Here is an 18,401-nt window from a genome sequence, read left to right on the forward strand (position 1 = left end):
CCTCGTTTCGCCCCTTCTCAAGACAGATATGGCCACTTTCACCCCGCATCAGGATGCCGCGCTAAAAGCCGTCGGCGATTGGCTCAAGGCCAAGCCGGGCCGCAACGGTACGCCGCCGATCTTCCGTCTGTTCGGCTTTGCCGGCACCGGCAAGACCACGCTGGCGCGGCACATCGCCGAAGGCGTCGACGGCGAGGTGAAGTTCGCCGCCTTCACCGGCAAGGCGGCGCTGGTCATGCGCAACAAGGGTTGCGACGAGGCCTCCACCATCCACTCGCTGATCTACCGCGCCCGCGAATCCGGCGAGGAGCAGCCGAGCTTCGAGCTGTGGGACGATGCGCCGGCCTCCAAGGCCAAGCTGATCGTGATCGACGAATGCTCGATGGTCGATGCCGAACTGGGCCGCGACCTGATGTCGTTCGATTGCCCGCTGCTGGTGCTGGGCGATCCCGCGCAGCTGCCGCCGATCCAGGGCGGCGGCTTCTTCACCAACACCGAGCCCGACGCGATGCTGACCGAAGTGCATCGCCAGGCCCAGGATGATCCGATCGTGCGGATGTCGATGGACGTCCGCGAGGGCCGCGAGCTCGACATCGGCCGCTACGGCGAGAGCGAGGTGGTGTCGCGGAAAGAGCTCGACCCGGACCGCGTCATGGGCGCCGACCAGGTGCTGGTCGGCCGCAACAACACGCGCCGCGCCTACAACATGCGGGTGCGCCAGCGCCAGAACATCGAGGACGTCTTCCCGGTCGCCGGCGACAAGCTGGTGTGCCTGCGCAACAACCGCAAAAAGGGCCTGTTCAACGGCGGCCTGTGGCGCGTGAAGTCGCGCAACACCTCGCGCTCGAAATCGCGCATCCTCAGCATGCGGCTGTCGCCGGATGAAGACTTCGGTCACAAGGTGACAAAAGTCTCGGTGCGCGCCGATTGCTTCGAGGGCGGCGTCGAGCAGATCGCCTGGGAGCAGCGCAAGCCGTATGACGAGTTCGACTACGGCTACGTGCTGACCGTGCACAAATCGCAGGGTTCGCAATGGGACGACGTCGTGCTGTTCGACGAGAGCTTTGCATTCCAGGACAGCCGGGCGCGGTGGCTGTACACGGGGATTACGCGGGCGGCGAAGCGGTTGAGTATCGTCGTGTGAAGCCGCCGTAGGGTGGGCAAGGGCGCAACTCGCCGTGCCCACCGTCTCTCCACACATTCAATAAAAATGGTGGGCACGCTTCGCTTTGCCCACCCTACGGCATCTGATTTGCTCCGTCATTCCGGGGCGGCTCGAAGAGCCGAACCCGGAATCTCGAGATTCCGGGTTCGATGCTTCGCATCGCCCCGGAATGACGAATTGAGTTGCTTCGCCCCCCAATTCGTCACTTCCCCGCCACGAAATAGAAATCCTCGCGTCCCGGCGGCGAGCCGTATGAAAACGGCTGCTGCTCGTGCTTGGTGGCGGACCAGACGTCATCGCGGACGATGTCGAACAGTTTCCGGATCTCGACCTTCGGCACCTTGATCTCGCGGGCGAGCGCGGTGGCGAAGGGGCTGTCGGCGCCGCCGTCGCCGTCCAGCGCGGTCTCGCCATGCTTGGCGGCGTAGACCACCATGAAGCCGGCGCCGGGCTCGATGTTGGAAAAGCCCTTGTCCACCAGCTTGAGCGACAGCGTGCGCTGCATGGTCGGCGCAAAGGGATTGTCGCGGCAGGCATCCAGCATCACCAGACGCACTTTTCTCGCGGCGCCCACCGCGGCGATCACCTGCTCCAGCGCAACCGCCTGGGTCTCGGCGTCCCTGTCGGCGGCAAGCTTGGCGTCCACGGGGACGAGATAGTTGACGCCGCCGATCTCGAAACCGTGGCCGGCGTAATAGACCACCGCCCAATCCGCATTCTCCGCTTCAGTGGCAAACGTCTGCAGCGCTTCGAAGAACTTGTCGCGGGAGAGGTCGCTGACGGAGATCACGGTCTGGAAACCGACATCGCGCAACACGTTTGCAATCACTTTCGCGTCGCGCGGCGGATTGGGCAAGGCGTGGACGTTCTTGTAGGCGCCGTTGCCGATCACGAGCGCCACGCGGCGTCCGGTGGACCCGGCCGGCGCCTGCGGGGTCAGTGCGGCCAGGCGCTCCTGCGCGATGGCGCGGGCGCGCGCGACGTCGGGCTCGTCGAACCTCGTCAGCGAATAGGCCGCCGCGCGGTAGTCGGCACGGGCCTGGGCGAGATCTTTCCTGCGCTCGTAGATCTGGCCGCGGCCGGAATGGGCGCGCACACTGTTCGGATTGAGCTGGATGACCGTGTTGTAGTCCTTCAGCGCGGCGTCGAGGTCGCCCTTCATCACGTTGACCTCGGCGCGATTGTTGATCGCGAATGTATTCCTGGGCTGCTTCTGGATCAGGCCGTCGCAGTCGGCGAAAGCCTGGTCGTACTTGCCCATCATGCCGTAGGTGATGCAGCGGTTGCCGGCGATCTGCGGCGCGGCCGGGTCGATCTTCTCGGCTGCCGCGAAGTCGGCAATCGCGCCGTCGAAATCCTTGTTCAACGTGCGCATGCGGGCACGATTGGTCCAGCCGAGCAGGAACGCGGGCGTGTATTTGATCGACAGGTTGAAGTCGTCGAGCGCGCTTTGCAGCGCGCCCCGGCGCAGATGGATGGTGCCGCGATTGTTGTAGGCATAGCCGAAATTCGCGCGCTTCTGGATGGCGAGATTGTAGTCGGCCATGGCGAGATCGTCCTCGCCCTTGCGCTCGTGGGAAAGCCCGCGCAGGTTGATGGCTCCGACATTGTCCGGATCGAGATCGATCGCGGACGACAGCGCCTCGATGGCGCGGTCATAGTCGCGCTTGTTGATCAGCGCATTGCCACGCACGACGAGCGCGAGCGACTTGTCCTTGCCGCCGAGCTTATCGGCCTTCAACAAATTGTCACAGGCCGTCGCGCGGGCCTGGGCCTCCGCCTGGCGGTCGCGACAGGTGGCAAGGTCGTCGCCGGCTTGCGGCTTGGCCGCGGCGATCGCGGCATTTGAGATCAGGATGGCCAGGGTCAGGGGAATGACGCGCAGCATGTTGTCAGGTCAGCTCCAGCCACCACATATTTGAATCGAGCGCCGATCGCGCGCGTTCATCTAGCCCGGAGTTCCCGGCCTCGCCAAGCCGCGCCGTCTGAGGCTATTTTTCACAGACTCGTGTCCGTTTCCCCGTAACAATCACCGTCTGCGCCCGTATCTCAGATGTCCGAAAACGCGGCCAAACAGGCTGTTCGCCCGTCCCCGGCCGCCCTACACTGTCAGACCTTTCCGAAGAGGATCGCCATGCGCCGCACCGCCCTCGCCTCGCTGCTCGCCGCCACCACCGCACTGACGCTGGCCTTCGCCGTGCCGTCCAGGGCCGCAGAGGATGCGGTCGTGATCCCCGCGCCCACCGTGGATGCGGCGCCCGCAACCGGGATCCAGACCGCCGTCATCGCCGGCGGCTGCTTCTGGGGCGTCCAGGGCGTCTTCCAGCACACCGCCGGCGTCGTCAACGCAGTCTCCGGCTATGCTGGCGGCACCAAGGCGACGGCCGATTACCAGACGGTCTCGAGCGGCCGGACCGGCCATGCCGAGTCGGTCGAGATCAAGTTCGACCCGAAGAAGATCTCCTACGGCAAGATCCTCCAGATCTACTTCTCGGTGGCGCACGACCCGACCCAGCTCAACCGCCAGGGCCCCGACACCGGCACGCAATATCGCTCGGCAATCTTCACCACCTCCGACGAGCAGAAGAAGGTGGCGGAGGCCTATATCGCCCAGCTCAACGGCGCCAAGGTATTCAGCAAGCCGATCGTGACCAAGGTCGGCGCGCTGGAAGCGTTCTACCCGGCGGAGGCCTATCACCAGGACTACCTGACGCTGCACCCGAACCAGCCCTACATCGCCTACAACGACATTCCGAAGGTCGAGAACCTGAAAAAGCTGTTCGCGGATAACTACATCGAAAAGCCGACGCTGGTGAGCGCCAGCAAGGCCACCAACTGATCGCAAGATCACCGAAACAAGTTCACCAAACAAACGGGAGACCCATGCCCGACACCAAGACGAAAACCACCGACGACAAGGTCATCAAGAGCGAAGAGCAGTGGCGGCGCGAATTGTCGCCGATGCAGTATGCGGTGCTGCGCGAGAAGGCGACCGAGCGTCCCTTCTCCGGCGAATATGAGCACGACCACCGCGCCGGCACCTATGTCTGCGCCGGCTGCGGCAATGTGCTGTTCGAGTCCGATGCCAAGTTCGATTCCGGCTGCGGCTGGCCGAGCTTCACCCAGCCCGCGGTCGAGAGCCATATCGACGAGGAGCACGATGGCAGCCACGGCATGATCCGCACCGAGGTGCTGTGCTCCAAGTGCAGCGGCCATCTCGGCCACGTCTTCCCCGACGGCCCCGGCCCGACCGGCCTGCGCTACTGCATCAACTCGGCCGCGCTGAAGCTCGAGCCCAAATAACATTGCGCGCCGCCCGGTTCCGTCATGGAACCCAGCGGCGCGATGTGCTTTTCTCTTCTGGCGGTGCGGCCGATGCGCGCAATCCGGCAGCCGCCAGGGAGGATGCCATGACGCTTGGGACCATCCTGATCATCCTGGTGATCATCTATCTGCTGGGCGGCATGTCCGGCCGGTTCGGTGGTTACGGCTATGGCATGGGCCATTCCGGCATGGGGATCGGCGGCGTCGTGCTGGTGGTCCTGGTCGTGCTGCTGCTGCTTGGCAAACTGTAAACCATATAACGCATTGAAATTACTGAGCTTACAGCGCTCGCGGAGCTGCCATGCGCGGATTCATCATCTCCCATCGCGGGGGTCGCATTTCTGTCAAAACAGCCTATATTAGAGAGCGAAAATGACATGTGCGGCGGGCCCACTCGATGGTGGCCCCTGCCTTTCAAAACCCCACGCGCTTAAAGCCCCAGACAAGATCACGAGGTCTTTGACCATGCGTCCACTGCGTCCGTTCAACTTCAACACCTCCGCCGAGCTCTTCCCCGCCGCGATCCGCAAGAAGAAGCGCGCGGGCTTCACCTATCGCCGGTTCGGCACCGCGGCCGAAGCCGTGCAGTTCGCGATGGAGCAGTTGCCGACGGATTCGCTGAACGGCGCCTATCTCCAGGTCGAGGAAGCGCGCTTCGACCAGAACGGCATCCGCTCGCTCTACGAGAGCGAAGCCTTCCCGCTGCCCCGCCGTCCCCGGCCGGCGCCGGCCGCCGAGACCGACGCCGACGCGGCGTAAGTTTTCCCGATATGCGTTGAAAGCGCGATGGCCGAAAGGCCGTCGCGCTTTTTGCGTTTGGAGGCTCTGTCTTCTCTCTCTTCCCGCAAGCGGGGAGAGGCGAGAAGTGCCACGCTAAATCCGCGGCTGCTTGTCGAGCCAGCGGCGAAGCAGGCGGACGTTGCGCATGTTGGCGCGGAACATGACGTCGAAGGCATCGCCCGCGAACGGCACCATGCCGACCACGCCGTCGACCGCGACATTGCCGAGCATGCGCGCGGTGAGATACCACGGCGCCCCCAGCGCGCGGGCCTCGCGCACCAGCCACAGCGAGATCGCGGTGGTGATGATGTCGCCGACGACCGGGATCAACCCGATCAAGCCGTCGATGCCATAGCGGATATTCGTGCCGGGCAGGATGAAGGCGACATCGAGCAGCTTTGCGATCGCCTCGATCCGCGCCACCCGCTGCTCACGCGTCAGATTGCCGAACGGGCTTCCCTGGCCGAACTCGAAGCGAAACTCGCGAAACCCCTGCTCCAGTGCTTCGGGACGGATCTCGTGGCCGTCCTGGTCGATGATCGGCCCGCGCGCTTCGGTGCCCGAAAACGGCCCGCGCGGGCGGGCCCCGGAACGGGGTCGATGCGGGGCAAGAATATCGTCATCGGGCATGGCCATGGCCTTTGGAGAACGCGCCGGTATGGCGGAAGTTGCCGCGCCGCGCCCGAACGTCGCGCGTTCAGGTCTGAGCCGCAGCCGGCTGCGGCTCCTCGACATATCTATGCACGAGCCAGGATGAAAGTACCGCCGGCACGAATCCAACGAGGCCGTAGAGGATGAATTGCAGCGCGCCCGAATCCGGCCCGCGCGAGCTGTAGGTCAGCGACGCCAGCACGAAGGCGAACAGGCCGACCAGGATCATCCGCAGCACCGGGCCGATCCGGCGGACATGGATCAGGATGTCGTCGACCGCACCGATCATCAGCGAGGGCAGGAAGCCGAACAGATAGCTGTATTGCAGCGATTTGAAGAACACCGCGAACAGCTTGCCGACCTCGCTGAGGTTGGTCTGGGCCCAATAGCCGGACTGATAGGTCGTCGTCAGCAGCAGCAGGAACCCGCCGACGAACGGACCGACCAGCGCAAACACCAGATAGCGTTTCATCAAGCATCCTCATCCTTCGCCGCTGTTATAGCAGCGACGCGGGAACCTTGAATAGCGGGGCACCGGCCCGTCCTGACGGGAACAAGCGGCAAGGCGACGAGTTCAGACAGGACTGAAATTCATACCAGCAGTCAGATTGGAGTTTGTCGATGTCCCGGAAATCCGTCCTTATGGCGACGCTCACCCTGACAGCCCTGAGCGGCATGTCGCTCACACCTGCTCTCGCGCAAGGCCACATGGGTACGCCGCAGGAGCAGAACGCCTGCTCGCGTGACGCCTCGCGGTTCTGCCGCAAGGACCTCGGCAATGACGGCGCTGTGCAGGCGTGCCTGCAGGCCAACCGGGCCAAGCTGTCGAAGTCCTGCAGCAAGGTGTTTCAGAGCCACGGCATGTAAGGCCGGGAGCGATCCCCGGCGCACGGAGAGTGAAGCCATGTTGCGCGACGAACAGCTCTCGATCCTGCGGGACATCAGCCAGTCGGTCGCCTTTGCCGACGACCGGCACGGCAAGATCGGCGAGCTGATCGCCGACGGCTACGTGATGAAGGACGGCGATCTGTTCGAGCTCACAGCGAAAGGCGTCACTGCCGTCGAGGAACACCCCGCAGCATCAGGCGCGAGCGATGCGGAAGAAGCGAGCGCGTCGTCCGATCGGTTGATCTGATCTCGCGCCGCATGCTGCGTGACGGACACGCAACAACTGCGAATTCATTCGAGCGGACCATTGCAGCCGCGTGACAATCGCGCATACTCGAATCGGGCGGCGCAGCACTTTTCGATTCGAACACCACGAGAGATCGAGCGACCACATGCGGGACCAAAGTTCCCGGCGTGAAGGCTGTGACATGCGGCAGATCAAGCCGCGTGCGGCGCCCCAAAACCAAGTGGTTCAAACCACGGAACTCGGGGACGCATTCGTCATGACACGCTACACGACCATCGTTTCGCTCTTCGCTTTCGCGACCACCGCCATCGTACTCCAGACATCGCCCGGCCTGGCCTTCTCGTCCGAAGCACAGCAGATGTGCACGGGCGATGCGATGCGGCTGTGCTCCAGTGAGATTCCCGACATCTCCAGGATCAGGGCCTGCATGGTGCGGAACAAGGCGCAGGTCAGCCCCGGCTGCCGCGCCGTGATGGACCGCGAGCACGCGGCCGCGCGCAAGCGGGAAGCCGCGGCGCAATAGGCCGGTTCAATCCCGATCGGAGCGTCTGAGAGTTCGATTCACCTCTCGTCGAGAGAGGCGAACATCGGTCACGCGCCGGCCCTAGTCGCCCCACTGCGCGAACGCCTCGTTGAAGGCGCGCTCGCCGGGGGCGCCCTTCTCGATGGCGATGATGGCGCGGCGCTGGTTGGCGTAGACCAGCGGCACGTCGAACCATGAGCGCTCCTTCAGGAGCTGGACGTTGCGGGCGCGGTCGGCGTCGACATTGGACAGGCCGACCAGGAAGAAGCCGTCGGTGACCTTGACCGCGAGACCCGCGAGCGGCGTGCCGCGCGCCTGCTCGTTCGACTTCATCAGGATGCCCGGCACGTTGGCGACGCCGCCGCCCGGAAAATCCGGCGGCAGGATGAAGGTCAATTCCGCGGTGTGGCTCGCCGGCAGCGACGAGTCGGTGTTGCGGCGGAACGACATCGTCATCTTGAACTTGCGGTCGGGGATCTCGATGTCGGCGCGCACGGCGACGTCGGCCTTCTGGTTGCCCGAGGCCTTGATCGGCTCGAGCCGCCACACCACCGAGCCGACATATTGCTTGCCCTTCGGGTCGGACGGATCCTCGTCATAGAGCACGACCTTCTGCGCCACCGGCGCGACCGGCTGGTCGCTGGCCGAAGGCTGGCCGACGCGATCCGGAATCTTGGGCTTGCTCTGCGGCTGGGCCGGATCCTTCGGCGCCTCCACCACCTGGGTCGGCGAGGACTTGAACAGGCCGCTCACGGTCTGGATCAGGGGCTTGCCCCAGAGGATGCCGGCGCCGACCAGGATCAGCACGATACCGACGGCGATCGCGCTCTTGAACGGGAAGGCGGAGCCGGTGCGGGCGCGCTTCTTGGCTTCGCGCTCGGGCGCGACGCGCGGACGCGACGATGGCGGCTGCGGCGTGTAGCGCTCGGCCTCCTCGATCGACTCGTCGTAGGAATAGGGCGCGTCCTGCTCGCCGGCGCGATTTTCCAGGCTCGGCTCTAGCCGGTCGAACTCCGGCGAGGGCGAGGGCACATTGGCATAGGTGCGACGCGCGGCGCGGTTGGCCTGCGCGGCAGCGCCGCCGAGATCGTTCACGTCGGCGGTGATGTCGCGAAAACCGCGGACGCCCGGTGCCGGCGGTTGAGGCGCTGGCGGCCCGATGTCGGGCGGACGGCGCCCGGGCGGGCGGTCACGTCCGGCCGGCGGGGCAGCCGGCGGCTCCGGCATCGGCGGCGCGGCCGGGGGACCCGGCTGGCGCGGCGCGTCGAAACGCGGGGCCCGCGGCGCGCGCGGGGCGTCGCCCTGGTCATCGACATTGAAGGACGGGCGGTCGGCACGCGGCGGCGGTGGAGCTGGACGGGTACGCGGAGCGGCCGGCTGAGACGGCGGCGGGTTGCCTTCGGCGGCGCGGGTGCTGGCCCGGCGGAAGGCGTCACCGCTGCCGCCGCTGCGGGCGCCGGCACCGGCACCGGGGCGCGAAGCCTCCCGGGCGCGCTGGGCGGCCTCCGATTCGACCTTGCGGACGGCCTCTTCCAGCGACAGCCGTTCGCGGGTGATCTCGGATTCGGAGAGCGGCGGCTGCACGCTGCGGAGCTGCGCGATCAGGGCCGTGCGCGCGCGCTCATAGAGCGCGCGACGGCTTTCGCCGGGAGCGTTGGGGTCCAGGGCGGCAATAGCGCGGGCGATCAGCGGATAGTAATCAGCCATTTCAACTCAACTATACGCACGTCCCGGTAAGAGATCGTTAAGCCTCAAACGGATTTTGTACCAGGATAGTATCCTCGCGTTCCGGGCTGGTGGAAAGCAGTGCGACCGGGCACCCCACCAATTCCTCGATCCGGCGGACATATTTGATGGCCTGGGCCGGCAGGTCCGCCCAGGAGCGGGCATTGGCGGTCGGCTCCTTCCAGCCCTCGATGGTCTCGTAGATCGGCTCGACCCGGGCCTGGGCGCCCTCGCCGGCCGGGAAGTGGTCGATCTCCTTGCCGTCCAGCTTGTAGCCGGTGCAGACCTCGATCGTGTCGAAGCCGTCGAGGATGTCGAGCTTGGTCAGCGCCAGGCCGTTGATGCCGCAGGTCCGGACCGCCTGGCGGACCAGCACGGCGTCGAACCAGCCGCAGCGGCGCGGACGGCCGGTGTTGGTGCCGAACTCGCGGCCGCGCTCGCCGATCTTGCGGCCGGTCTCGTTGTCCTGCTCGGTCGGGAACGGGCCCTGGCCGACGCGGGTCGTATAGGCCTTGCACAGGCCGAGCACATAGCCGACCGCACCGGGGCCGAGGCCCGAGCCGGTCGCGGCCTGCGCCGCCACCGTGTTGGACGAGGTGACGTAGGGATAGGTGCCGTGGTCGACGTCGAGCAGCGCGCCCTGCGCACCCTCGAACAGCATGCGCTTGCCTTCGCGCCGCTTGATGTCGAGCAGCCGCCACACCGTCTCGGCATAAGGCAGCAACTCAGGCGCCAGCGCGGTCAATTCCTTCAGGATCACCTTGCCGTCGAACTCCGGCAGGTTGAGGCCGCGGCGCAGCGCATTGTGATGCGCCAGCAGCCGGTCGATCTTGTGCGGGAGGGTGTCGAGATCGGCGAGGTCCATCAGGCGGATGGCGCGGCGGCCGACCTTGTCTTCATAGGCAGGTCCAATGCCGCGGCGGGTGGTGCCGATCGCGGTTGCCGCATTGGCGGATTCGCGGTGCGCGTCGAGCTCGCGGTGCAGCGGCAGGATCAGGGTGACGTTCTCGGCGACACGCAGATTGCCCGGGGAGACCGCGACGCCCTGCGAGCGCAGCTTGGTGACCTCGTCGAGGAAGGCCTGCGGATCGAACACCACGCCGTTGCCGATCACCGACAGCTTCTGGTCGCGGAGCACACCGGAGGGCAGCAGCGCGAGCTTGTAGGTCTTGCCGTTGATGACCAGCGTGTGGCCGGCGTTATGACCGCCCTGGAAGCGGACGACGATGTCAGCCTGCTCCGACAACCAGTCGACGATCTTGCCCTTCCCTTCGTCGCCCCACTGGGCTCCGACGACGACAACGTTGGCCATTCGCGGGTAATCCTCTGAAGATTTTAGATGCGCCAGCCCAGCTGACGGCCGGAGCCGTTCGCACGCGAGGCAGCCAACCGGATAAAGGAAGCAGCCTCTCTAGGCAAGCAAGAACGGGGCTTTTTCGGGGCTCAAGACGCTATTTAAGCCTTTGATATCCCCGGAAAATCCAGAAACGTTCCTGATGGTTCGGCAGCCTTCCACCAAAGAGTGAGGCGCTTGCCTGCCGCTGCATGGTCGCGATGCGTCCGCCCCCCGTTGATGCAGGCTCGATTTCCGTGTCTTTGGGGAGCCGCCGGGCTATCTGCCGGCCCGACCTCGCCGGGCCGGGGCTCCGGCGCATGACGGGGCCATAACAATCACAATGTCCGCCACCGGCCAGACCACGGGCTCCGAATCATCCAGTCACAGCTGGATCGCCAACCAGCCTTATTTGCTCCTCAGCATCACCGCGATGTGCTGGGCCGGCAACGCCATCGTCGGACGGCTGGCCGCCGGCCACATCCCACCGGTGACGCTGTCGTTCCTGCGCTGGACCTTCGCCTTCCTGCTGGTGCTGCCGTTCGCCTGGAAACATCTCGCCCAGGACTGGCCCGCGATCCGCAGCAGGCTCGGCCTGATGATCGTGCTGTCGATCACCGGCATCGGCGCGTTCAACACGCTGCAATATTGGGCGCTGGAACATACCCAGGCGCTCAACACGCTGCTGCTGCAGTCGGCCGCCCCGCTGGTCGTGGCGCTGTGGTCGCTGGCCATCCTCGGCGTCCGCCTCACCGCGGCGCAGGCGTTCGGCGTGCTCCTGTCGATGTGCGGCGTGCTGACGATCCTGCTGCATGGCGATTTCACCACGTTGTCGAACATCGCGTTCAACAAGGGCGACCTCATCTTCATCGTCGCGCTGATCATCTTCGCGCTGTATTCGGTGCTGACCCTGAAGCGGCCGCCGATGCACGGCCTGTCGTTCCTCGCCTTCACCTTCGGCGCCGGCGCCGCCTGCCTGATTCCGCTCGAGATCTGGGAATTGTCCGCGCGTCCTGTGATGAAGCTCGACGGGCCGAACCTGCTGACGCTGTTCTATGTCGCTGTGTTCCCGTCGACGCTCGCCTATCTCTGCTTCAATCGCGGCGTGCGCCTGATCGGCGCCAACCGCGCCGCGCCGTTCTTCCATGTCGTGCCGGTGTTCGGCTCGATCATGGCGATGGCGTTTCTGGGCGAACTCCCGCAGGCGTTCCACTTCATCGGCTTCGCGCTCGTGCTGGCCGGCGTGTTCGTGGCGTCAAGGAAGCAGGCGACGTAGCTTCTTCCTTCTCCCCTTGTGAGAGAATGAGGCTCTATCTAACCTGTTGATCGGGCAAGAGAAACCAAAAGTAGTGTCCCAATAGTGTCCCCTTCGCAGGGTTCCCTGCGCGAGGGCTTCGCAGGGACGCGCGCTGATGCGCACACGCGCTGACTATACCCCGAATGCGACGACGCTACAGACGCGCACCGCGGGGCGTCCCTGCGGGTCTACCGACGACGCCGCGCGCATCTGATACGATCACGGGATGACGCCCCCCATGACGAGGACGACCCTGCTGCTGACGCTCGCGATGATCGGCACAGCGCAGGCGCAACAGCGCACGATCTACGACGCTTCCGGCAGGGTCGCCGTTCGGTCGGCGATCGACAGCCACGGCACGGTCATCAACTACGACAGAAGTGGCCGGGTCATCAGCCGGGAGACGACGACCGGCAACACGACGACGATCTATGATGCGGGCGGTCGCAACGTCGGCAGGGTCACAACGAACCGACAATAGGCACACCGTGATATTGACCATGTGGATGATCGACGTGCGGGACTAGTGCGGAGGTGCTCGGCTTCAAGGGGCGAGCGCCATAAACGTTCGTATAGACCCGTCATCCCTTACGTTAATTGAGCCGCTGATCGCGATCGTCTTAGCTAAGGGCATGCGGTAGCCACCTCGCTATCGCTGCCCTCCTTTGGCGTTTCCTCCCTAGACTTGGGCCGCTTGTGGCAACGCAGGCGGCCTTTTCTTTCGAGATAAAGTTGCGGCAACATGCTCCGTGACAGTCCCCATTGCGATTGGGGCCTCTCTGGACCCAATCGGGGCCGGGGTCCTCCGGCGCATGTGAATTAATGGGGGTACAAGGCCGACATTATGAAGGCCAAATCGAATGTCCGACGAGGGCGGAAGTCGGCGCTTGTAAAATGAAAGAGGCGCTAACTGAGGCGGCCTCAAATCAACAGGATCAGCCAGACGATTAGGCCGGTGTTGATGGCGCCTACCGCGACAATGCCCGCCTGGATAAGCCGCTCGATCATGGTCCACCCTCCACAACCTAGAGGGGTAATAATGCGTCCGGTTAGAATTGGCGTCTATGCAGATTGTGCCAAAACCGGGATATTTCGGTAATATATAACGGCGTGTTCCGCCTGTGAATACACCGTATGGTTGACCCAGAACAAAACAGGCCACCGCACTTTTCAAACTAGGCATCGGGGCCGGAAACAGGCCAGCGCCTAGGCTGGGAAGGCCTAAATGAAAGAGGCCGCCAATTGAGGCGGCCTTATTCCTTTGCTTTGAAATCTCGAATTTGCTGCTCTAGTTCCGCTGTCGCAACGCGCATGTTTTCAACCGACACGGGGTCGAAATACTGGTGCGCCAGCTCGCGATATCGGACGAGCCTGGCTTCTAGCTCTGGCTTGGTGGCGGGCTCCATTCAGATAAGACCGGCGGTGGGGCCAAAGGTTGCTATCCACCGGCATATTCCGGGAGTTTATTCTGGCGGGTGAAGCCCGGGCGACCTCAGCCAATCGCTGATGCGCGAGCCAGTCTCAGCCTGTCTGGCCTTGCGGAGGAGGTCCTCTCGTTGAGAACCGTGAGGGAGGGCTTTGGCTTGTTCGCGGAGGCGTTTCGCTTCTTGGGCAAGGCGTTCTTCTAGCGACACGGTTTGCGTGAAACGACGGCGCTGTCTCATGACACAACCTCGTCTTTACGGGTCCTAACCGCAGGGTTTGAGTTCCCAGCCATCCTAATATGCAGACGGGCCAACTTCAGTTCCAAAGTGAACTTTTCAAATCAAGCCAGTGTGAATTTCAAACTAGGCCACTGCGCTCGGAAACAGGCCAGTGCCAGCGGTTGGATAGGAACAAACCGTGATACCAGCACATGTTGAGAGCGCCGTGCCGGTCCCGCTTCGGGTCAAAATGCGAAACGCCGGGTTGATCAGCGCGTGTCTGCTTCTGCCTCAAACGCTGACATCGCATCGCGGTGATGACGTGATGCCCGCCGCCAGAGACATCTCCTGAGATTTTTGGGGCTGGGGTCCTTCGAAGGGCATAGGCGGATGGGGGGACCGCGCAACGGCACAGCCCCAACGTATTTCACCCGGACGCTTTCCGACTTGCGTTGCGGATCGGTACAAAATTCCCCAGGGGCCCCGATAGATCGCGCATCGTGGCCGTGTATGCGCTGACGCGCGACGATCACCTAAAGCGTTCAGAGAGAGAACACCACGATTGCCGCGAGCACCGTCGAGCCGATGCCAAACAGCACGATCAGAGCGGTAAACAAACGATCCTGCATGGCACAACCCCACCCGCTTGCGCGAGCGCGACTATACACCGCTTGCGTGATGCCCGCATTGTCGGATTGTTGTGCATCATCGCCATCGTGGTGTGGCTCGCGGGCGTCCTTGGGAGCGGGTGTTGGCCTGCCGCACTTTTGGGCCTACCGGTAGGGCTGCGCAATCAGAGCCATAGCCACGCGAAGAACGCTGTGATGATGGCCCAGCCTATGAGCTTTTCAGCGAGCACCTGCGCATAGCGGAAGTCGCTCGCGCCGTAGGCATCGAGGTCGAACTGGCGCATGGCTTCCAAGAAATAGCCGCCGCTCACGAGGACAAAGAGTACTGCCATCATGACGTGGTAGGTCTGGTCGCTCATGGCTGCAGTCCGGTGTTAGCATCAGGTTGACCATCTACACCGTCAGCCATGTAGATCAATGCGCTAGCGACGAACACAGTGTTCGTCATCGACGAACGCGCGCGTGGGCAAATCGCGGCGCGGGCAGTGCAGCCTCAGGGGGGGCTAATGGTCACGCGCGGGTCGTTGCGCCCGTTGTGCCCGGCAAGTTATCCACCGCAAGCTGTAGCGGCTTGCCTGTCTCGCGCGGCCCGGCGATCCTCTCGTCATGGGCACCAAGTCACGCGAGACCATTTACGGCGCGTCGGTTCGAGCGGCGGCAGAGCAAGCAGCGGAGGCTCGCAAGGCAGCCGACCGGCTTGCCTGTCAGGCGTGGAACGCGCGCATGCTCGGTTTCCAGGGGCCAGCGCAACCGTCGCCCACGCTCGGTGATGCGCTCAATGCCGGTTACCGCTATCTCGAAGTCCGGTGCCTCGGCTGCGATACCAATCAGGCCGTCCCTCTCGACATCGTGCGGCGACCGAAGGCGACGCCGATCCACGAGTTGGAGCGCTACATGCGGTGCAAGGACTGCTCGCAGGTGCGTGGCTATCCGTACAAGCGCAGCCATCTTGTGGCGCTGCGAGCGACGAAGATTTCGGCGAGCGATCCGCCGTCAACGTGGTGGCCGGGGGAACGGTGAAAGTAACCAGCACGCCGATGAACCGTAACGAACCCCATGTCCTTTGACGCATATGGAGACGAAAGTGCCGGGGCCAATTTTGTGGCCTATGGCACGCTGCTTTTGCCGACCGCAAGCCGCGAAGCCGTAGAAGCGAAGATCGCAAAACTTAAGAGTGATTATGGCGCGTCAGCTGCCGACAACCTTCATTGTCGCGTTCTGTTCAGTGGAGATGCGCGAAGAAAAACTGTATGGTCGAAGCTGGCAGTTGGCGACGTTTTTGATCTCTATTCGGACCTCATGGCACTTGTTAAGCCGAGCCTTACCCGGACGATTGTGACCATCGCCAACAAAGCCGAACTCCCCGACGAAATTCCCGGTGGACAATGGGAGACAACTGACAAGAATTTTGTGGGGCCGATGAATTGGTCATCAGGCTGGCCCTTCCGCGACAAGCAAATTGCGAGCTTTTGCGCGCAAGGAACGATGATCCCGATTTCAAAATGGCCCGGACTGAAGGCTGTCACGTTCTGGCCAGACCCGGATAGTTCGGTTATCGAATTTGCTGGAGGGCGACGTAAGTTTAGCCAGATGCTCAGTGGCTTCATCGATCACGGGGCTGGGAAAGAGCCTCAGAAGATCGAAGTGTCGTATCAACCATCAGGTAAGCCCGTGCTGCTTCAGGTGGCCGATCTAGTTGCGTACGTGGCTCAACGCTCCGCCGGTGCGAAGTACAGCCCGCTGGACCTCAAATTCAAAGCCCTAGACAAACTGATTGAGCCCGAGAAATTGCGGCTCGGCGTGACACCTCAAGGAGGCATCGGCTACGACATACCGAATGTGCTTCTTGAACGGCGACTTTGAAATTAAACGCAATGTGCAACCTTTACAGCATCACGACGAACCAAGCCGCGATCATCAACCTGTTTCGGGTCGTCAACCGCTACGTCGGCAACCTCGCGCCGATGCCGGGTGTCTTTCCCGACTATTCTGCGCCCGTCATCCGCAACACGGAGAGCGGCACCGAACTGACGATGATGCGCTGGGGCATGCCGCCGCCACCGCGCACGGGCGGCCCGCCGGTCACCAACATCCGCAACACGTCATCACCGCACTGGCGGGGCTGGCTCAAGCCCGAGAACCGCTGCTTGGTCCCCGCGAATAGCTTCGCTGAGTACGCGCCGGAGCCGAACCCGGAGACCAAGAAGAAGGATGTGGTGTGGTTCGCGCTCAATGAGGATCGCCCACTATTCGCCTTTGCTGGCATCTGGACAAACTTCAACGGGGATCGCGGCACGAAGTCGAAGCCGGTGCCGGGGCCGCATCAAGTCTACGGGTTTCTCACGACATCGCCCAACGCGCTGGTCGAGCCGATCCATCCCCAGGCGATGCCGGTGATCCTGCTCACCGACGAAGAGCGCGACGTTTGGATGCGAGCGCCATGGGACGAGGCCAAGGCGCTGCAACGGCCATTGCCGGACGATGCGCTCAGGATCGTCATGCGTGGGGCGGATAAGGAAGATGTCGCAAGCGCGGCGTGACGTTCGGCCACGATTTGAGATGCAAAGCCCGGCCAAGGCGGTTCGACACGGGCAAAACGCGGGGCCGCGCTAATCGGAGGGTCCGGCTGCTGAGACCCTGTGTATATGGCGCATGCATAGGGTTCGTTCACATGGCCGACTCACTGTAGCATTGCATTTTGGTCCTTCGACCATTTTCGCGCGAACCGGTTTTTGTGGAATTTCGAGATGAAGCACCTTGCCGAGTTCAACACCTTCCTAGAGAGGGAGGTCAATCTCAACAACACTCGGATCAGAACCCTTAGTGATCGCGTCGAGACGATTGAAAACTTTCTCTGGCGCAGCGACTGGGGCCAAATCATCAAGCGTTTTAGCTCGCAAGGATCATGGGCGCACAAGACAATTATCAAACCACCAGGCGAAAATGGCTTTGACGCGGACTTGCTCATGTTCGTTGATCCTGTCCCGGGCTGGACGGCCAACGATTACATTCTTGGGCTGCGTGGCCTTTTTTTAGAGTCCAAGACCTACAAGGATATAGTCGGGCTCAAAAACCGGTGCGTCACCCTGAATTACGCAGGTGATTTCGAACTCGATGTTGTTCCGTGTGTCGTGGAACGACCCGGACGGATTTATCCGTATGAAGTTTGTAATCGAACGGATGAGCGCTTCGAACCCACAGATTCGGAGCGATATACAGAATGGTTTCTACACGCCAATAACTTGGTCGGCAGCGATCACCTCATCCACGCCATGCGCCTCATAAAGTATCTTCGCGATACCAAAACCACTTTCTCATGCAAGTCTGTCCTGTTGAACACGCTAGTAGCCAGCCAAATCAGCGAGGCGGATACCCACTTTCGGCCCTCGTACTTCCCGGATTTTCCGACTGCGTTTCGCACCCTGATTTCGCGTCTCGACCAATATCTGCAAGACCGACCCAACCTGCACAAGGTAACCAACCCCGTTTTGCAGATCGAGGATTTCAACCGGCATTGGGACCAAGACAAGTACGAAAATTTTCGGGCGATGATCCATAAGTACCGACAATGGACTGATGAGGCCTACGTCGAGACCGACGAAAAGCAGAGCGTCAAAAAGTGGCGCTGGATATTCGGAGACGAGTTCGCGAGAGGCGCGGACATTCTGACGGAGGAAGTCGGCGGCTCGCTTGTTCCTATCCGCAACTTCAATGTGCAGAGGTTCACGGACACCGTACAGGCGATCAAGTTAGTGGGCCTGAGCGTCCTCAGCTTGGTTCGGCGCGATTTGCCGTGGGTACAACCACCGCCGTTCGTAGTGAGCAAGCAAGGCATTCCCATTTCAATCAAGGCGACGGTTCACCTGCAGGAAAATGGATCGGAAACCGGAAGCGTGGCCTCAGGACAAGTTCTTCCTGCGGATCGTCATATACGTTTTGAGGCAGTAGCAGGGACCGGCGTTGCTTTCACTGGCAAAGACCTCGATGTCCAGTGGCAGGTGGTGAATACGGATCGCTCCGCTGGCCATGCCAAGGCACTGCGCGGCGGGTTCTATCCATCGAAGCCGCGCAGTGTTAGGTGGGAACGCACTGAGTATCGCGGTATCCACTGGGTTGAGGCATTTCTCATTCGCAAACGCACGGGCGCTTGTGTCGGCCGTAGCGACCGTTTTTTCGTCGTCATAGAGTAATGGCCA

21 protein-coding genes are annotated in these 18,401 nt (G+C 62.8%); 14 read left to right on the forward strand and 7 right to left on the reverse strand.

Annotation, left to right across the window (positions count from 1 at the left end; genetic code table 11):
* Positions 1 to 28: 28 nt before the first annotated feature.
* Positions 29 to 1,144, forward strand: coding sequence for an ATP-dependent DNA helicase (locus tag AB7008_RS41485; protein ID WP_028160993.1), 1,116 nt, complete (start codon positions 29 to 31; stop codon positions 1,142 to 1,144).
* A 223-nt stretch (positions 1,145 to 1,367) separates the two neighbouring features.
* On the opposite strand, the gene AB7008_RS41490 is transcribed toward AB7008_RS41485, so the two are convergent.
* Complete coding sequence (locus tag AB7008_RS41490) at positions 1,368 to 3,053, reverse strand: caspase family protein (RefSeq protein WP_441260696.1); 1,686 nt, start codon at positions 3,051 to 3,053, stop codon at positions 1,368 to 1,370.
* 246 nt (positions 3,054 to 3,299) lie between these two features.
* On the opposite strand from AB7008_RS41490, the gene msrA reads away from it, so the two are divergent.
* The 4 genes from msrA (at position 3,300) to AB7008_RS41510 (ending at position 5,248) form a co-directional block, all read left to right on the forward strand.
* Positions 3,300 to 4,004, forward strand: coding sequence for a peptide-methionine (S)-S-oxide reductase MsrA (gene msrA, locus AB7008_RS41495; protein WP_038932389.1), 705 nt, complete (start codon positions 3,300 to 3,302; stop codon positions 4,002 to 4,004).
* Between the two features lie 44 nt (positions 4,005 to 4,048).
* On the forward strand, positions 4,049 to 4,468 hold the full coding sequence (gene msrB, locus AB7008_RS41500) for a peptide-methionine (R)-S-oxide reductase MsrB (RefSeq protein ID WP_028160996.1): 420 nt from the start codon (positions 4,049 to 4,051) through the stop codon (positions 4,466 to 4,468).
* Between the two features lie 107 nt (positions 4,469 to 4,575).
* Positions 4,576 to 4,740 carry a DUF3309 family protein gene (locus AB7008_RS41505; RefSeq protein ID WP_014492503.1) on the forward strand — a complete coding sequence of 55 codons (165 nt, stop codon included), beginning with the start codon at positions 4,576 to 4,578 and terminating at the stop codon, positions 4,738 to 4,740.
* Positions 4,741 to 4,954: 214 nt separating this feature from the next.
* A complete protein-coding gene (locus tag AB7008_RS41510; protein ID WP_014492502.1) occupies positions 4,955 to 5,248 on the forward strand; it encodes a hypothetical protein in 294 nt (97 codons plus the stop codon).
* A gap of 114 nt (positions 5,249 to 5,362) precedes the next feature.
* Here the strand turns inward: AB7008_RS41510 and AB7008_RS41515 are convergent, their stop codons facing one another.
* Positions 5,363 to 5,905 (reverse strand): DUF4112 domain-containing protein, encoded by a 543-nt coding sequence (locus AB7008_RS41515; RefSeq protein ID WP_441260697.1) that lies wholly within the window; start codon positions 5,903 to 5,905, stop codon positions 5,363 to 5,365.
* Positions 5,906 to 5,966: 61 nt separating this feature from the next.
* Positions 5,967 to 6,392, reverse strand: a complete 426-nt coding sequence (locus AB7008_RS41520; protein ID WP_028160998.1) for a DUF5413 family protein — start codon at positions 6,390 to 6,392, stop codon at positions 5,967 to 5,969.
* Positions 6,393 to 6,541: 149 nt separating this feature from the next.
* On the opposite strand from AB7008_RS41520, the gene AB7008_RS41525 reads away from it, so the two are divergent.
* From AB7008_RS41525 to AB7008_RS41535, 3 genes are all read left to right on the forward strand, one after another.
* On the forward strand, positions 6,542 to 6,787 hold the full coding sequence (locus AB7008_RS41525) for a cysteine rich repeat-containing protein (RefSeq protein ID WP_028160999.1): 246 nt from the start codon (positions 6,542 to 6,544) through the stop codon (positions 6,785 to 6,787).
* A gap of 37 nt (positions 6,788 to 6,824) precedes the next feature.
* On the forward strand, positions 6,825 to 7,055 hold the full coding sequence (locus AB7008_RS41530) for a hypothetical protein (RefSeq protein WP_014492498.1): 231 nt from the start codon (positions 6,825 to 6,827) through the stop codon (positions 7,053 to 7,055).
* Between the two features lie 256 nt (positions 7,056 to 7,311).
* Entirely contained in the window at positions 7,312 to 7,578 is a 267-nt protein-coding gene (locus AB7008_RS41535) for a hypothetical protein (protein ID WP_028161001.1), read from the forward strand.
* A gap of 81 nt (positions 7,579 to 7,659) precedes the next feature.
* On the opposite strand, the gene AB7008_RS41540 is transcribed toward AB7008_RS41535, so the two are convergent.
* The gene (locus AB7008_RS41540; protein ID WP_441260698.1) at positions 7,660 to 9,285 is read right to left on the reverse strand and encodes a hypothetical protein; all 1,626 of its coding nucleotides are present in this window, start codon (positions 9,283 to 9,285) and stop codon (positions 7,660 to 7,662) included.
* 37 nt (positions 9,286 to 9,322) lie between these two features.
* Positions 9,323 to 10,615, reverse strand: a complete 1,293-nt coding sequence (locus AB7008_RS41545) for an adenylosuccinate synthase (protein WP_441260699.1) — start codon at positions 10,613 to 10,615, stop codon at positions 9,323 to 9,325.
* Positions 10,616 to 10,979: 364 nt separating this feature from the next.
* On the opposite strand from AB7008_RS41545, the gene AB7008_RS41550 reads away from it, so the two are divergent.
* Positions 10,980 to 11,912, forward strand: a complete 933-nt coding sequence (locus AB7008_RS41550; protein WP_441260700.1) for a DMT family transporter — start codon at positions 10,980 to 10,982, stop codon at positions 11,910 to 11,912.
* Positions 11,913 to 12,171: 259 nt separating this feature from the next.
* A complete protein-coding gene (locus AB7008_RS41555; RefSeq protein WP_441260701.1) occupies positions 12,172 to 12,414 on the forward strand; it encodes a hypothetical protein in 243 nt (80 codons plus the stop codon).
* Positions 12,415 to 13,396: 982 nt separating this feature from the next.
* Here AB7008_RS41555 and AB7008_RS41560 read toward each other — a convergent pair.
* Both AB7008_RS41560 and AB7008_RS41565 read right to left on the reverse strand, forming a co-directional pair.
* A complete protein-coding gene (locus AB7008_RS41560) occupies positions 13,397 to 13,597 on the reverse strand; it encodes a hypothetical protein (protein WP_441260702.1) in 201 nt (66 codons plus the stop codon).
* 772 nt (positions 13,598 to 14,369) lie between these two features.
* A complete protein-coding gene (locus tag AB7008_RS41565; protein WP_264621182.1) occupies positions 14,370 to 14,564 on the reverse strand; it encodes a hypothetical protein in 195 nt (64 codons plus the stop codon).
* A 247-nt stretch (positions 14,565 to 14,811) separates the two neighbouring features.
* Between AB7008_RS41565 and AB7008_RS41570 the strand changes: the two genes are divergently transcribed.
* From AB7008_RS41570 to AB7008_RS41585, 4 genes are all read left to right on the forward strand, one after another.
* Entirely contained in the window at positions 14,812 to 15,225 is a 414-nt protein-coding gene (locus AB7008_RS41570) for a hypothetical protein (RefSeq protein WP_441260703.1), read from the forward strand.
* Between the two features lie 36 nt (positions 15,226 to 15,261).
* A complete protein-coding gene (locus AB7008_RS41575) occupies positions 15,262 to 16,068 on the forward strand; it encodes a hypothetical protein (protein WP_441260704.1) in 807 nt (268 codons plus the stop codon).
* Between the two features lie 11 nt (positions 16,069 to 16,079).
* Entirely contained in the window at positions 16,080 to 16,745 is a 666-nt protein-coding gene (locus AB7008_RS41580) for an SOS response-associated peptidase (protein ID WP_441260705.1), read from the forward strand.
* A 207-nt stretch (positions 16,746 to 16,952) separates the two neighbouring features.
* A complete protein-coding gene (locus AB7008_RS41585) occupies positions 16,953 to 18,395 on the forward strand; it encodes an SMODS domain-containing nucleotidyltransferase (RefSeq protein WP_441260706.1) in 1,443 nt (480 codons plus the stop codon).
* Positions 18,396 to 18,401 lie beyond the last annotated feature (6 nt).

This window comes from Bradyrhizobium sp. 521_C7_N1_3 (assembly GCF_052075975.1).
GTDB classification, from domain to species: domain Bacteria; phylum Pseudomonadota; class Alphaproteobacteria; order Rhizobiales; family Xanthobacteraceae; genus Bradyrhizobium; species Bradyrhizobium japonicum.

What these genes read in the sequence shown, in the direction of transcription:
- AB7008_RS41485 (WP_028160993.1), top strand. Translation starts at nt 29, where the DNA reads ATGGCCACTTTCACCCCGCATCAGGATGCCGCGCTAAAAGCCGTCGGC.
- AB7008_RS41490 (WP_441260696.1), bottom strand. Translation starts at nt 3,053, where the DNA reads ATGCTGCGCGTCATTCCCCTGACCCTGGCCATCCTGATCTCAAATGCC.
- msrA (WP_038932389.1), top strand. Translation starts at nt 3,300, where the DNA reads ATGCGCCGCACCGCCCTCGCCTCGCTGCTCGCCGCCACCACCGCACTG.
- msrB (WP_028160996.1), top strand. Translation starts at nt 4,049, where the DNA reads ATGCCCGACACCAAGACGAAAACCACCGACGACAAGGTCATCAAGAGC.
- AB7008_RS41505 (WP_014492503.1), top strand. Translation starts at nt 4,576, where the DNA reads ATGACGCTTGGGACCATCCTGATCATCCTGGTGATCATCTATCTGCTG.
- AB7008_RS41510 (WP_014492502.1), top strand. Translation starts at nt 4,955, where the DNA reads ATGCGTCCACTGCGTCCGTTCAACTTCAACACCTCCGCCGAGCTCTTC.
- AB7008_RS41515 (WP_441260697.1), bottom strand. Translation starts at nt 5,905, where the DNA reads ATGGCCATGCCCGATGACGATATTCTTGCCCCGCATCGACCCCGTTCC.
- AB7008_RS41520 (WP_028160998.1), bottom strand. Translation starts at nt 6,392, where the DNA reads ATGAAACGCTATCTGGTGTTTGCGCTGGTCGGTCCGTTCGTCGGCGGG.
- AB7008_RS41525 (WP_028160999.1), top strand. Translation starts at nt 6,542, where the DNA reads ATGTCCCGGAAATCCGTCCTTATGGCGACGCTCACCCTGACAGCCCTG.
- AB7008_RS41530 (WP_014492498.1), top strand. Translation starts at nt 6,825, where the DNA reads ATGTTGCGCGACGAACAGCTCTCGATCCTGCGGGACATCAGCCAGTCG.
- AB7008_RS41535 (WP_028161001.1), top strand. Translation starts at nt 7,312, where the DNA reads ATGACACGCTACACGACCATCGTTTCGCTCTTCGCTTTCGCGACCACC.
- AB7008_RS41540 (WP_441260698.1), bottom strand. Translation starts at nt 9,285, where the DNA reads ATGGCTGATTACTATCCGCTGATCGCCCGCGCTATTGCCGCCCTGGAC.
- AB7008_RS41545 (WP_441260699.1), bottom strand. Translation starts at nt 10,615, where the DNA reads ATGGCCAACGTTGTCGTCGTCGGAGCCCAGTGGGGCGACGAAGGGAAG.
- AB7008_RS41550 (WP_441260700.1), top strand. Translation starts at nt 10,980, where the DNA reads ATGTCCGCCACCGGCCAGACCACGGGCTCCGAATCATCCAGTCACAGC.
- AB7008_RS41555 (WP_441260701.1), top strand. Translation starts at nt 12,172, where the DNA reads ATGACGAGGACGACCCTGCTGCTGACGCTCGCGATGATCGGCACAGCG.
- AB7008_RS41560 (WP_441260702.1), bottom strand. Translation starts at nt 13,597, where the DNA reads ATGAGACAGCGCCGTCGTTTCACGCAAACCGTGTCGCTAGAAGAACGC.
- AB7008_RS41565 (WP_264621182.1), bottom strand. Translation starts at nt 14,564, where the DNA reads ATGAGCGACCAGACCTACCACGTCATGATGGCAGTACTCTTTGTCCTC.
- AB7008_RS41570 (WP_441260703.1), top strand. Translation starts at nt 14,812, where the DNA reads ATGGGCACCAAGTCACGCGAGACCATTTACGGCGCGTCGGTTCGAGCG.
- AB7008_RS41575 (WP_441260704.1), top strand. Translation starts at nt 15,262, where the DNA reads ATGTCCTTTGACGCATATGGAGACGAAAGTGCCGGGGCCAATTTTGTG.
- AB7008_RS41580 (WP_441260705.1), top strand. Translation starts at nt 16,080, where the DNA reads ATGTGCAACCTTTACAGCATCACGACGAACCAAGCCGCGATCATCAAC.
- AB7008_RS41585 (WP_441260706.1), top strand. Translation starts at nt 16,953, where the DNA reads ATGAAGCACCTTGCCGAGTTCAACACCTTCCTAGAGAGGGAGGTCAAT.